7 protein-coding genes are annotated in these 14,105 nt (G+C 71.8%); 1 reads left to right on the top strand and 6 read right to left on the bottom strand.

The window, feature by feature from the left end; translation table 11 throughout:
- Nucleotides 1-82: 82 nt before the first annotated feature.
- The 6 genes from sbnA to MTF69_RS29370 form a co-directional block, all read right to left on the bottom strand.
- On the bottom strand, nt 83-1,060 hold the full coding sequence (gene sbnA, locus MTF69_RS29395; RefSeq protein ID WP_243339195.1) for a 2,3-diaminopropionate biosynthesis protein SbnA: 978 nt from the start codon (nt 1,058-1,060) through the stop codon (nt 83-85).
- Nucleotides 1,057-6,387, bottom strand: a complete 5,331-nt coding sequence (locus MTF69_RS29390) for a non-ribosomal peptide synthetase (protein ID WP_243339194.1) — start codon at nt 6,385-6,387, stop codon at nt 1,057-1,059. Before MTF69_RS29390 ends, sbnA begins: the two co-directional genes overlap by 4 nt.
- Nucleotides 6,377-9,730 carry an amino acid adenylation domain-containing protein gene (locus MTF69_RS29385; protein ID WP_243339193.1) on the bottom strand — a complete coding sequence of 1,118 codons (3,354 nt, stop codon included), beginning with the start codon at nt 9,728-9,730 and terminating at the stop codon, nt 6,377-6,379. The genes MTF69_RS29390 and MTF69_RS29385 overlap by 11 nt, the downstream gene beginning before the upstream one ends.
- 178 nt (nt 9,731-9,908) lie before the next feature.
- Entirely contained in the window at nt 9,909-10,874 is a 966-nt protein-coding gene (locus MTF69_RS29380) for an ornithine carbamoyltransferase (protein WP_243339192.1), read from the bottom strand.
- On the bottom strand, nt 10,868-11,071 hold the full coding sequence (locus MTF69_RS29375; RefSeq protein ID WP_243339191.1) for an MbtH family NRPS accessory protein: 204 nt from the start codon (nt 11,069-11,071) through the stop codon (nt 10,868-10,870). Before MTF69_RS29375 ends, MTF69_RS29380 begins: the two co-directional genes overlap by 7 nt.
- 249 nt (nt 11,072-11,320) lie before the next feature.
- A complete protein-coding gene (locus MTF69_RS29370) occupies nt 11,321-12,661 on the bottom strand; it encodes an MFS transporter (protein WP_243339190.1) in 1,341 nt (446 codons plus the stop codon).
- Between the two features lie 184 nt (nt 12,662-12,845).
- On the opposite strand from MTF69_RS29370, the gene MTF69_RS29365 reads away from it, so the two are divergent.
- Complete coding sequence (locus tag MTF69_RS29365) at nt 12,846-14,105, top strand: ATP-grasp domain-containing protein (RefSeq protein WP_243339189.1); 1,260 nt, start codon at nt 12,846-12,848, stop codon at nt 14,103-14,105.

The raw sequence follows: 14,105 nt of genomic DNA, 5'->3' as shown, positions 1-14,105 counted from the left end.
TGTGTTCCTGATTCATGTCGGGAGTGAGTGACGACGGGGGCAGGAGGAGCGGGGAGGGCGGATCGACGCGGGATCGACGCGTTCACCTCGTGGACAAGGTGTCCAGAGACGTCAGCGCGGCGCACTCGGTGTACCGGTCGGCGACCCAGGTGTCGGAGTAGACCGTGTCCACGTACTTGTCGCCCATGTCCGGGGAGATCGCCGCGATCCGCGCACCGGCCGGCAGCGTCGGGCCGAGATGCCGTACGGCGGCCAGCACGGTCCCCGTGGAGCCGCCGGCCAGCAGCCCGTACCGGGCGGCGACGAGCCGGCACGTCGCGATGGTGTCGACTTCTTCGATCAGCACCTTCTCGAACGTGCCGGTATCGCGGTAGATCTCCGGCAACCGGCTGGTGCCCAGCCCCGGGATGAAGCGGGGCGCCGCCCGGCCGAAGGTGACCGAGCCGACGGAGTCCACCGCGATGATCCGGGTGTGCGGGCTGTGGTGCGCGAAGTACTCGGCACACCCCATCAGGGTCCCGGTCGTGCCCGCCCCGACGAACAGGGCGTCGACGTGTCCGAGACCCTCGTGGATGGCCCGCGCGGTCCAGTCGCGGTGGGCGCTCACGTTGGCGGGGTTGGCGTATTGGTTGAGCCAGAAGAGGTCCGTCTGGTCCGAGAGCCGCTGGTGGATGTAGTCGATCCTGGTCTGCAAGTAGCCGCCGTTGGCGTCCCGCTGGGTGACCTCGACCACCTCCGTGCCCAGGCTCTCCATCACACGGATCGACTGACGGGTCGCGTTGGGGTCGGTCACCACGGCCAGCGGGTAGCCCCTGGCCGCGCACACGACGGAGAGGGCGATGCCGAGGTTCCCGGACGAGGACTCGATGACACGGGATCCCGGCCCGAGCGCACCGCTCTTCTCCGCCTCCTCGACCAGCGCGAGGGCCGTCTTCAGCTTGACCGAACCGGCCGGGTTCAGCCCCTCCAGCTTGAGGAACACCCGGGCATGGTCGACGAAGCCGGGCAGGTGCAGGAACACGTCGTCCAGGATGATGTCGGCAGCATGCTCGTAGATCATGACCTGCGGCCTCCGTTGTCCAGAGCCACGGCGGCGAGGTGCTTCTCGACCACCGCCGCGATCTTGGACAGCGGCTCGGGGTCCGCCATGTCCAAGTGCGCGCACTCGATCTCGTGGTTCTCGATCCGCTTCCCGACGTACGGGCGCCACCGGTCCCCGAGCGCCGCCGCCCCGGGCTCCAGGCCCGCGGTGAAGAGCAGCAGATCGCCGTCGAAGGGGGCCGCGGGCGGTTCCGATCCGATGCCGGCCGTGTTGCGGTACACCTCGAACAGCGCCCGGAGCGTGGCCTCGTCCAGGCTGGAGAGGGCCGAACCGCTGTCGGCCACCACCGCGGCCAGCGGCGAGCCACTGTCGGCGAGCACATCCCGCAGCCGGTCGAAGGTCGGCGGCTGGTCCTGTCCCAGGACGCTCTGGTCCAGACCCAGCTCGTAGAGGATGTAGGAAACGAACTCCTCCTCCCCCGCCCGCGCCCCCTCGGGGGCGGCCGGGTGCGCGTCCATGACCGCCAGCAGGGCGACTTCCTGGCCCTGCCCCTTCAGCCGGACCGCGACCTCGTGGGCGATACGGCCTCCCCAGGACCAGCCGAGCAGGTGGTAGGGGCCTTCCGGCTGCACCGAGCGGAGCTGCTCGACGTAGTCCGCGGCCATCTCTGCGGTGCTGCGCGGAGCCAGGTCGGGGCGGGTGATACCGCGGGCCTGGATGCCGTAGATCGGCCGGTCCGCGTCGATCATCTGGACCAGCCGGGCGTACGGCCAGGCCAGGCCGCCCGCCGGATGGACGCAGAAGAGCGGCGGCCGGCTGCCCGTGGTCCGCAGCGGCAGCAGTACGCCGAGGCCGGCCTCCCGGTCCTCGACCCCCAGCCGGGGGCCGAGCGCCGCGACGGTCGGCGCCTCGAAGAGCGCGCGGACCGGCAGCTCCACCTCCAGCACGGCGCGGACCCGCGACGCCAGCCGGATCGCCAGCAGGGAGTTGCCGCCGAGGTCGAAGAAGCTGTCGTCGAGCCGGACCCGCTCGATGCCGAGGACCTCGGCGAACAGGCCGCACAGCGTCGCCTCCCGCTCGGTGCGGGGCTCCCTGCCCGCGAGCTCTCCCGCCAGTTCGGGGGCGGGCAGGGCTTTGCGGTCCAGCTTGCCGTTGGGGGTCAGCGGCAGACTGTCCATCACGACGACGGCGCTCGGCACCATGTGGTCCGGCAGCAACCGCGCGACATGGCGTCGCAGCGACACCGCGAGCTCACCCGTACGGCGAGCCCCCGTGGGGTCGTTGACCATCGACTGCCAGGGCCGGGACTCGGTCGGCGGCAGGTACACGTCGGCCGGCGGCGGCACCAAGGCGGCCGAGCCCGGGCCCGCGCCCGGGCCCGCGGGCAGGACGACGGCGTCGAAGGTGTCGGCCTCGCCCCGCGACCAGGTGGTGTGTACGGTACGCCCGCCGCCGCGGCCCCAGGCGTGCACCTGCTCGGGGTCCACCGCGTGGTCCGGCAGGTACGCCAGCCGCGCCCTCACTTCGTCGAGCGGCGCCCCCTCGGCCAGGGCATCGGCCGCGGCGACCTCCCCGACGAGCCGGGCGTTGGGGATCCCGGTGATCCGGACCGGACCCTCGTGTTCCCCGAGCCGGGCGCCGAGGGCGGTGAGGTCCGTCAGGCCCTCGGCAACGCCCCACGCCAGCTCCGGCAGCGCGGCGAAGGAGTCCGCGGCCACCGGGGCCTTGTGCAGCACCACCTCGTAGCGGTGCCGGATCAGCTCGTTGTGCGGCGCGCCCTGCTTGAGCCGGATGTCGACCGCACCGATCTTCCCGCCGCTCTCGGCGGCCAAAGTGGTGAAGAAGTCCGGGTCGATGACCAGTTCACGCTCCAGGAGGGTGGCGCGCTCGACCGCGGCCGCCAGGGCGACCGTGTCCCGCCGGCCGTTCTCGGCGCGGCCCGCCTGGATCGCCGTGTGGAAGGCGCGCAAGGTCCGCGCGCGGCGTACGTCGCCGATGAAGATCCGGCCGCCGGGCACCAGCAGGTCCAGTGCCTGCTCGATGACCTGCCGCAGGTAGGCGCCGTTGGGGAAGTACTGCACCACCGAGTTGATCACCACGGTGTCGTAGTGCCCGGCGGGCAGCCCGTCCGTGACGTGCGCAGGCCGGCTGCGCAGATTCACCTTGCCGGTGAGGCCCTCGCGGCGGATGTGGGCTTCCAGCAGCGAGATCGCCGTCGGGGAGAGGTCGATGCCCGAGTACTCCTCGACGGAGTCCACCACCTTGGCCAGGAGGAGGCCCGAGCCGACGCCGATCTCCAGCACGCGCGACGGTCCGAGCTCCAGGATCCGGCGGACCACCTCGCCGCGCCACTGGCGCATCTCCTCCAGGGGGATGGGATCGCCGGTGTAGCTGGAGTCCCAGCCGCCGAAGTCCTCACCGAAGGGAATGTCCCGGGATTCCTCGATGTCGATCGCCTCGTGCACCTCGAGCCATTCCGTGAGCTGGCGGTCCGTCATGGAACCTTCCGCCGAACCGGGTTCGGCGACACGGCCGGCGACGTCCGTGATGCCGGCGCCGTCCGGGCCGTCCTCGGCCGGCACCACGTACGCCACCACCTGGAGTCCGCCCAACCGGTCCTCACGTGTGACCACGGCGCTGCGGGCCACGGCCGGGTGCCGCTGCACGACGGACTCGATCTCGCCGAGCTCGACCCGGAACCCGCGGATCTTGACCTGGTCGTCGGCGCGGCCGACGTACTCCAGGTTCCCGTCGTCCAGCCGCCGGACGAGGTCGCCGGTACGGTACATCCGCTCGCCGGGACCGCCGAACGGGCAGGGCAGGAACCGCTCCGCGGTCAGCCCCGGACGCCCCAGGTAGCCGCGCGCGAGGCCCTCGCCCGCGAGGAACAGTTCACCCACGACGCCGGCGGGTGCCGGGGCGAAGGAGCGGTCCAGGACATAGGCACGGGTGTTCCACACCGGGCGTCCGATGGTCTGCCGCGCCTCCCCGTCCGGGTCGTCGGCCAGGGGGTGGAAGGCGGCGTCGACGGTGTATTCGGTCGGGCCGTAGAAGTTGTAGGCGGCCAGTCCCTCCGCCCCGGCCAGCTCGGCCCGGAGCGATTCGCGCATGGCCTCGCCGCCGACCACCAGCACCGCGGGCCGGGCGGCCCCGGTCAGCAGCCCCGCCTCGACCAGCTGCTCCGCGAACGACGGCGTCACGTCCACGACGTCGATCCGGGCGCTCGCCACGTAGTTCAGGAACGGGACCGGGTCGTACCGGCTCTCGTCATCCACCAGATGGAGTTCGTGCCCGTCCAGCATCCACAGCAGACCGGCCACCGAGGCGTCGAAGGAGATCGAAGCGGCGAGCGCCACCCGGAACTTCTCACGGCGCGCCCGGGCCGTCTGCGGCCGGTAGAGCTCGGCCCGGTGGTCGTGGAAGAGGTTCACCACGCTCTGGTGCTGGACGCCCACCCCCTTGGGGACGCCGGTCGACCCGGAGGTGTAGATGACGTACGCCAGGTTCTCCGGGTCCAGCGGGGCGGTCCGCTCCCCGTCGCGCAGGTTCTCGTCCGACAGCGCGGCGAGCGACGCGGCCGTCGCCCCGTCGTCCAGGGCGAGTACGGATGCGCCGTCGGGCAGTACGGGGGCCAGCGCGCCGGTGGTGACAACCAGGACCGGGTCCGCGTCGGTCACGAGGTGCGCGATCCGCGCGGCCGGGTAGCCGGGGTCGACCGGCACGTACGCCGCACCCGATTTCAGCACCGCCAGGACGGCGACCAGCAGCTCCGGCGACCGGGGCAGGGCGATGCCCACCAGGCGTTCGGGACCGGCCCCGCGCTCGGCGAGGAGGCGGGCGAGCCGGTTGGCGCGGCTGTTGAGCTCCGCGAACGTCAGCTCCGCACCCGAGGCGACGGCGGCGACAGCCTCGGGGGTCCGCGCGGCCTGGGCCTCGTACAACTCGGCCAGCGTGGTGCGCGGCACCTGGTGGCCGGTGCCGTTGAACCGCTCCAGTACGCGCTCGCGCTCCTCCGCGCCCAGCACGTCGACCGCGGACAGCGGCTGCTCCGGATCGTCGGCGACCGCCTCGATGAGGCGCACCAGCCAGCCGAGCAGCCGCTCGGCGGTGTCCCGGTCGACGACGTCTTCCTGGTGGTCGAGCCGCAGCGTGAGGGAGGTGCCGGGGAAGACCGTCAGACCCAGCGGATAGTGGGTGGCATCGACGCTGAAGGCGTCGACGACCCGAACCCGACGCGCGTCCGGTTCGCCGTCCCGGTCCGTCTCCGGCTCGGTGGGGTAGTTCTGGAAGACCATGAGCGTGTCGAACAGCGTGCCGACACCGGCCTCCTGCTGGATCTCGGTCAGTCCCAGGTTCTGGTGCGGGAGCAGCCGGCCCTGGTCGCTCTGGAGCTCGCCCAGCAGTTCGGCCAGGGGCGCCTGCGATCGCACCCGCAGTCGGGCCGGCAGGGTGTTGATCAGCAGCCCGATCATCCGCTCGACGCCCTGGATCTCGGCCGGACGGCCGGACACGGTCACACCGAACACGACGTCCTCGCGTCCGGTGAGCCGGGCCAGGGCCATCGCCCAGGCACCCTGGACCACGGTGTTCAGGGTGAGCCCGTGTGTACGGATCCGCCGGGTCAGCCGCCCGGTCACCTCGACTCCGAGCCCGGCCTCGACCGTGGCGGGCAGGCTCGGCAGCCTCCCGGCGCGCGGCGGCACCACGAGCGTGGCCTCGTCGAGCCCGGCGAGCGCGCGGCGCCAGGCGCCGCGCGCCGCGTCCCGGTCGTGACCGGCGAGCCACGCCAGGTAGTTCTTGTACGGGGTCACCGGCGGCAGCCCGGAGCTGTCCCCGCCCTGCCGGTACAACGTCATCAGCTCGCTGATCAGCAGCGGTATCGACCAACCGTCGAGCAGGATGTGGTGATGGGTCATCACCAGCCGCCAGCTGCGCTCGGCGCGCCGGATCAGCATGAACCGCAGCAGCGGCGGGCGGGTCAGGTCGAACCGGTCCAGCTGATCCTCGCCCATCAGCCGGGCGATCTCCGCGTCGCGCTCCGCGCCGGGCAGCCCTTGGAGGTCGAACTCCCGCAGCAGGACGTCCACCCGCGCCGGGATCAGCTGCACCGGAGCGCCCTTGCGGGTCCGCGTACGGAAGCAGGCGCGCAGGTTGGCGTGGCGGTCGAAGAGCGCGGCGATCGCCGAGCGCAGGGCCGCGGCGTCGACGTCGCCGTCCAGCTCGATCACCATCTGCGGCATGTAGACGTCGACGGACTGCTTGTCGTACAGGGAGTGGAAGAGCATGCCTTCCTGGAGCGGCGAAAGCGGCAGGATGTCGGTCACCGCGGCGTTGTCAGTAGTCATTGGCCCACTCACTCGCAAGATCGTCGATTTCGTCCTGGCTCAGGGTCAGCAGCGTCAGATCGGACGGCGTGGGGCCGCCCGAGCCTGGCTTGCCGGTATGCGACACGAGGCCTCTGAGCGCCGTACACCACAGGTCGGCCAGCTCCTGGACGGCCGCTGCGTCGAGCCGGCCGGGCGCCCACGTCCAAACGGCCGTGATCGTCGGGTCGTCCGGGGGGCCCGAGGCGACCGTGGTGATCTCCAGGGTGTGCGCCGGGGGAGTTCCGGTTCCGTACGGGACCACGCGGGCCGCCGCGTTCTCCCACGGGCCGTCGGCGGTCCTGCCGCGGTGGGCGAACCCGATGCGCGGACCGGACTGACCGGACTGCCCGGACTGCCCGTCCTGCCCGGACTGCCCGGACTGCCCGGACTGCCCGTACTGCCCGGACAAAGCCGACGCCGTCCCGGTCGGGAGGTGGCGCAGCAGCCCGTGTCCGGCGCCGTGGCCGGGGACGGCGGCGCGCACCTGCTCCTTGACCTGCTTGATGGCCGTGCCGGCGGCCGGCCCACCCGCGGCGACGTCCTCCCAGTCGGGCAGTCCCACGTCGACCACGAGGGGGAAGGAGTCCGCGAAGAGGCCGAGGGTGCGGGAGAGGTCCACCCCGGGGGCGAACGGCCGGCGCCCGTCGTCTTCGAGGTCGAGCAGCACGGCGCTGCCCGCCGCCACGTCATGCCGGGCGCGCCACCGGCCGATCGCCAGCGCGAGGCCCGTCAGCAGGATCTCCCGGGGTTCGGCCTTGAAGGCCTCGGACACCTCGGAGAGCAGCGGTCCGGCGAGGTCGGCGGGCACGGTCACGGACAGCCGGCCGGCCGTGCCGGCCCCGTCCGCCGTCGGGGCCGGGAGCGCTGGATCGGGGGTGGCCGGGGTCTGCGCCCGGCCCGGTGCCTCCTCCTCCAGGGCGGGGCTGGTGGCGGCGGCCGCCCGGTGCAGGGCCCAGCGGCGGTAGGAGGTGGCGACCGCAGGGAGTGAAACCGGCTCACCGGCGGCCAGTGCCGCCATGGCCGTACCGAGGTCCTCCAGCAGGATCCGCCAGGACTCCGCGTCCGTCACGAGGCGGCGGACCAGCAGCAGCAACAGGCCCGGGGCGTCGTCGGCGTGGCCATGGACGGCGAACACCTGTCGGCCCTCGTCGTCGGCCGCCTCGGCCTCCTCGGCTGCCACCCGCAGGAGCGTGGACTGCGCGTCGGCCGTGCCCAGGCCCGTGACGTCGACCACGCGCACGCATGCGGCGGCGTCGACGGCGCCCGGCGGGGCGATCCGGAGGCTGCCGTCCGCCGGCGCGTCCAGCCGCAGGGCGTCATGGTGGTCGCACACCGCCTGGAGGGCCCGGGCCGGCTGCCCGGGACCGGTGGCCGCCGGCGTGGACACCACCGTGTACTGCCACGCCCGCGCCTGCGCTCCGAGGCGGATCACCGGCGGTGTGAGCGGAACGGGGCCGAGGTTGGCACCGGGCTCCTCGACGGTGCAGGCCCTGTCCGGGGCCGGCTCCAGCAACGGAGCCAGCGCTTCGACCCGCTGATGGGCGAAGACGGCCGCGGGTTCCAGCACCCAGCCGGCCCGGTGGGCGCTCGCCGCCAGCCGGATCGCCATGACGCTGTCGCCGCCGAGGTCGAAGAACCCGTCGTCGATACCGACCCGGTCGAGTCCCAGCACGTCCGCGAACAGGCCGCACAGCAGTTCCTCGGCCGGAGTGCGGGGCGCGGTTCCGGTCGCCGGCGCCGACAGGTCGGGCGCCGGGAGGGCCTTGCGGTCCAGCTTGCCGTTCCCGTTGAGGGGCAAGGCGTCCAGGAGGACGACGGCAGCCGGAACGTAGTAGTCGGGCAGGTCCGCGGCCACGTGGCGGCGCAGCGCGGCGGGGTCGGTCACGGCTCCGGGGCGCGGGACGACGTAGGCGACGAGCCGTTTGTTGCCCGGAGTGTCCTCCCGCGCGGTCACCACGCTCGATGCGACGGCCGGGTGGCGTCTCAGCACCGCCTCGACCTCGCCCGGTTCGACGCGGAAGCCGCGGATCTTGACCTGGTCGTCGATCCGGCCCAGGAACTCGAGGTTCCCGTCCGCCCGCCATCGCGCGAGGTCACCGGTCCGGTACATCCGCTCCCCCGGCTCCCCGTGGGGGCAGGGGACGAACCGCTCCGCCGTCAGTCCGGGCCGTCCCAGGTAGCCGCGGGCGAGTCCCGGTCCCGCGATGAACAGCTCGCCCTCGGCACCGACCGGCACCGTACGCAGATCCTCGTCGAGGACGTACGCACGGGTGTTCAGTATCGGGGCACCGATGGGCGGCGCCACCGTACTGCCGGCCGTGACCTCGACCGCCACGGAGTCCACGGTCGTCTCGGTCGGGCCGTACGCGTTGAACATCCGCCGCCCGGGCGCCCATTGGGCCACCAGTTCGACCGTCAGGACGTCCCCGGCCGTCGCGATGGACTTCAGGGTGGGGTGCTCGGCAGGCGGCAGCGCGGCGAGCACCTGCGGCGGGATCGTCACGTGGCTGGCCGACGTCCGCCGGATCAGCTCGCCCACCTGGTGCCCGGACAGGCAGTCCTGGGGGCGGATGATGAGCGCCGCCCCGGAGGCCAGTGCCATGACCAGGTCGCCCACGGAGCAGTCGAAGTTGAAGGAGGCGAACTGGAGCACTCCGCCACCGGCCGTGATCCCGAAGCGCTCGATGTGGTCGGCCGCCAGGCTGCCGAGCCCGCGGTGGGTCATCACCACACCCTTGGGCCGGCCGGTCGACCCGGATGTGAAGATCACGTACGCGGGATGGTCGGGGTGCAGCGGCCCGGTGCGCTCGCCGTCGCCCACGTCGTACGCCTCTTCGCGTGCGAGCCGCTCGGCGACGAGGGCGGCGTCCAGATCGAGGCGGCCCGTGCCCTCGGGCGGGATGACGCCGGGAAGCGCCGCCGCGAGATCCCCGGCCGTCAGCACGAGCAGCGGCCGCGCCGAGTCCAGGACCTCGTTGATCCGGGACGCCGGATGCTCCGGGTCGACGGGGATCCAGGCGGCGCCGGCCTTGACGACGGCGAGGATCGCGGTGACCATCCTGGCCGAACGCGGCAGCGCCAGGGCCACCAGGCGCTCGGGCCCGGCGCCCCGGGAGAGCAGGATCCGTGCCAGCCGGTTGGCCTCCTCGTTGAGCTCCCGGTAGGTGAGGGCGGTCGTGTCGTGGACGACCGCCGTGTTGTCCGGTGTCCGCAGCACCTGCGCCTCGAACAGCTCCGGGAGCGTTGCGACGAGGCCGCGGCGGACCGTGTTGTTCCATTCCTCCGGGACACGGGTGTGCCCGGCGGTCGACTGTAAAGTCATGAGAAATCCCCCGTGCTCAACCAGCGGGCACCGCAGTCCATCCGGCGCCCGCCGGGTAAAAGAATGGTGAAGGCCCGGGAACGTGAATGGAGAATTCCGGGCACGTCAAAGGAGTAGATGCCGCCGGACGAATTCCCGGCGCCCCTCCGTCGTATCGGGGTGTCGAAATGCCGTGTGGTCAGCGCCGACCGGCGCACCACTCCAGAACCGCCATCGCCGCGTACATCTTGTTCTCGGCCTGATCGAATGCCAGGCTGCGCGGACCGTCGAGGACCTCGGCCGTGACGTCCTCGCCGCGGTGGGCGGGCAGGTCGTGCAGGAAGACGGCTTCCGGACTGCGGTCCCACAGGGCGGTGGTGACCTGGAACGGGGCGAAGACACTGCGCCATTCGGGGTCCGGCTTGCTGGTGCCCGTCGTCTGCCACCGGGTGGTGTAGAAGACGTCGAACCCCTCGGGCGGAGTGTCCATGGAGTGCAGCTCCACGACGGTCGCACCCGAAGCCGCGGCGTTGGCCGCGGCCCGTCCACGGATCGCGGGCTCCAGACCGTAGCCGAACGGCGTGCGCAGTTCGAGGTGGACGCCCTTGAAGCGGCTGAGGGTCAGCGCCAGGGCGGCGGCGGTGTTGTTGCCCTCGCCGAGGTAGCAGATCCGCAGTCCCTCGACGCGGCCGAAGTGGCCGAGCAGGGTGGCCAGATCGGCGACGGCCTGGGTCGGGTGCTCGTCGGCCGTCATGGCGTTCACCACGGCCATACGGGGCTGGGCAGCCAAAGTGCGCAGGTCGGCGGGGTCTCCGGCGGAGCGGACGACCAGGATGTCGAGCATCCGGGAGAGGACCTCGGCCGTGTCCTCCAGCGTCTCGCCCGTGTTGGTCTGGAGGTCGTCGGGCCCGAACGAGATGATCTTCGCGCCCAGCCGCAGCGCGGCGGCGGAGAAGGAGGTCCGGGTCCGCGTCGAGGTCTTCAGGAAGTGGATGCCGGCCACCAGGCCGGTCAACTGCTCGCCCGAGCGCACCGGTCCGTCGGCGAACTCCGCCGCCCTGGTGACGAGTGCCGTCAGCTCGGTGTCGCTGAGGTCGCTGGTGGAGATCAGGTGCCGCACCGCGGATGTCCCCGACTCCGCGGCGCTGCCCCGGGGGCTCAGCATGCGCCCTCCTTCATGCGGCGGCGCAGTCCGGCCGGCCGCATGTCCGTCCACACCTCGTCGACCCGCGACGCGCACTCCTGCCGGGTTCCCTCGAACCCCTCGGCACGCCAGCCGAGCGGTAATTCCAGGTCGGCGGGCCACATCGAGTACTGGTCTTCGGTATTCGTGACGACGCGATAGCGCCGTTCGTCGGTCATGCTCTCTCCAGAACTGGGGTCGCCAATTTTTCGAGTACGAACAGAGACTCTCACGCGGTTCTGCCGAACGGTAGGTTCGACAACTGGCCGCCGTTGATGGATAAGTGCCGGGCCGACAGCGGCTGCTGACGGAGGGTATTAAAGATCATGGACACGAAGGGGCGTTACGGACAGGACACCTGAACGCAGCGTAAATGAAATGTGGCCCAGATCACCATGGCCCGCATTTCGCGGAAGCTGCTGGTCGCATTACGTATTGACGCTGCCTTGAGAGGCGCTTGCGGAGGCCTCGACGACGGTGGCGGGATCCGCGGACCGGACGCGCTCACCCCAGCGGACGACGGGACGCAGCGCCGCGGCAGCGGCGACGAACAGGCCGCCCAGCAGGATCCAGCCGGGCGCCCCCCAGTAGACGATCAGCCCCGTCAGGGCGAGCGGCCCGATCATCTCGGCCACGGTCGTGCCGTTGCCGAAGAACGCCTGGTACTGGCCGTGCTTGCCCTCCGGGGCGAGGCCGAAGCTGAGTTCCCAGCTCCCCGCCGCCTGCATCATCTCGCCCACGGCCTGGATCGCCGCGGCCGTCAGCAGCAGGCCCCCCGCCACCCAGGCCGACTCGCTCGACCCGGTGAAGGCGAAGACGACGCAGCCCGCGGCCAGCAGAACGCTGCCGAGGAAGACGTACCTGCTCGCGCTCTGCAGCCCCGTCACCCCCTGGGAGATCCTGACCTGGAACAACACCACCGCGACGGTGTTGAGCATGAACATCAGCGAGAGCAGCCAGGTCGGCGCCGCCGTGTGTCTGCTGATCCACAGCGGCAGAGCGATGTCCACGAGCGGGATGTGCAGCAGGAGCAGCGTGTTGAGCACGGTCAGCACGATGTACGGCCGGTCCTTGAAGACCGACGTCGGTGTCGATGCGGGCGTCGATACGGGCGTCGATATGGGCGCCGTCCCCGGCGCGGGCACCCCCGCCACCTGCGCCTTGTCAGGCACAGGCACCGGCACCGGCACCGGCGGCACGGCCGGCAGTCGACTCAGCACGATCGCCGCCACGCCGAAGGCCAGGGCGTTCACGACGAACACCGCGTAGTACGCCTCGCGGCGATCGAAGAGCAGGGCGAGGCCGCCGAGTCCGGCGCCCACCGCGAGCCCCGCGTTGTAACTGGCCTGCACATGGGCGCGGACCCGCGTCACCTGGTCCTTCGGCGTCAGTCCTGCGAGCAGCGCCTGCTGGGCGGCCGAGCCGCCGCGCTGGCACACGGCGTAGACGCAGGCACTGACGGCGAACGCGGTGAAAGAGGAGACGAACAGGTAGGCGGAGACGCCCAGTCCGGCGCCGATGAACAGGACGACGGCCGTGCCGCGCGGCCCCTTGCGGTCGGCGAGATGGCCGAGCGGCACGCTCGCCACCAGCGCCACCGACCAGGCGACGGTGAGGCCGAGCCCCATCTGGACGGGCGAGAGGCCGACGATCCTGGTGAAGTACAGCGCGGCACAAATGTAGTACGCCCCATCGCCGGTTCGGCAGATCAGCTGGGCGAGGGCCAGGGCCCTGGGTGGTCCGGGTGGAGGAATCAGACTTTTGATCACGTCACTCCTTGGCGGCTCGAGTGGCCACCACGACGATAGTTGCTCCCTACACGGGCCAAAAGCGGCATCAGGACGGCACCTTGGCCTGATCTCTGCTTGCAGCGGCCTGTCCGTGTATGGATTAGCTAGCACCGCGTAGAAGTTGCAACTGCCATGCATGAGTTCGCCAACGAGAGGGACTGCTGTGACGGAGCACGTGCTGGTGTTCGGCGTCGGATACGACATACCAGCCCGCATGCGTGCGTTCGGCGCAGCGGCCGGGCGTGAGGTCACGACCTCCGTCATGTGCTGGCCGGAACACCTGGAGAAGATCGACGACAGCGGGGAGCACCGCCGCATCCTCGTCATGCGCCCCGAGGCCTCCGAGGAGGAGTGGATCGCCCTCGCCCGCGCCATCCACGCCGTCGACCCGGTCACCCGGATCGGCTCGTTCTACGACGACTGCCGGCCGCAGGCCGCCGCCGCGGCCCGGGCTCTCGGCCTCGACACGCACCGCGCCGAGACCGTCGAGATCGTCATGAACAAGTACGCGATGCGGCAACGGCTCGCCGATACGGGCGTCGAGTCCACGTCCTCCGCCGTCGTCGAGAGCGCCGACGCCTTGCGCGCGTTCGCCGACGGTCACGGCTACCCCTGCGTCGTCAAGCCGCTCACGGGCGCGGCCAGCAGGGGTGTGTCCGTCATCCACGAGCCGGCTCAGGCGCAGGCCGCCCTGGAGCGGGCCGGCGGTGCCGGCCTGGGCCCGCAGGCCACCGTCGAGGAGTTCCTCGCCGGCCCCCAGTTCAGCGTGGAGGCCTTCTCCGAACTCGGTGAGCACGTCGTCGTCACGATCACCCGCAAGTACTCCGACCCCGTCAGCCTGGTCGAACTGGGCCACGTCATGCCCGCCCCACTCGATCCGGACCAGACGGCGGCGGTCAGGCAGCACGTGATCGCCACCCTCGATGCGCTGGGCATCGAATTCGGGCCCACCCACACCGAGGTCATCCTCACCCGTCGCGGACCGCGCATCATCGAGACGCATCTGCGCACGGGCGGCGACGAACTGTGGAACATGGTGACGGACGCGACGGGCGTGGACCTCATCGAATCGCAGCTCCGGCAGGTCCTCGGCGAGAAGGTCCTGCCCGGCATCCGCGAGACGCTGGACGACCCGGGCCGCGTACCGCGGGCGGAGGCCATCTGGTTCGCCGGCGCCCCCGCCGAGGGCACCCTGCTCGAAGTGACCGGCACCGACGCCGTACGCCCCGACCACGTGAAGCTGCACCTGCTCGGTGCTCCCGGCGCCGAACTGGCGGGCCTGCAGAACAGCTTCTCGCGCCTCGCCTGGGCTCGCGCGCACGCCGCCACCGCCCAGGAGGCGGTCACCGAGGCCAGGGCGGCGATCGACGCACTCGCCTTCGTCACCCGGGTCCCCGCCGCCGCCCCGGCCGACCTGCTCTAG

The organism is Streptomyces sp. AP-93, from assembly GCF_022808175.1.
In the GTDB taxonomy this organism is placed as follows: Bacteria; Actinomycetota; Actinomycetes; order Streptomycetales; family Streptomycetaceae; genus Streptomyces.
This window is presented reverse-complemented; position numbering and strand designations above follow the sequence as displayed.

Excerpts from the sequence above, each read along its gene's own strand:
- MTF69_RS29375 (WP_243339191.1), bottom strand. The coding sequence starts at position 11,071 with ATGACCGACGAACGGCGCTATCGCGTCGTCACGAATACCGAAGACCAG.
- sbnA (WP_243339195.1), bottom strand. The coding sequence starts at position 1,060 with ATGATCTACGAGCATGCTGCCGACATCATCCTGGACGACGTGTTCCTG.
- MTF69_RS29385 (WP_243339193.1), bottom strand. The coding sequence starts at position 9,730 with ATGACTTTACAGTCGACCGCCGGGCACACCCGTGTCCCGGAGGAATGG.
- MTF69_RS29380 (WP_243339192.1), bottom strand. The coding sequence starts at position 10,874 with ATGCTGAGCCCCCGGGGCAGCGCCGCGGAGTCGGGGACATCCGCGGTG.
- MTF69_RS29390 (WP_243339194.1), bottom strand. The coding sequence starts at position 6,387 with ATGACTACTGACAACGCCGCGGTGACCGACATCCTGCCGCTTTCGCCG.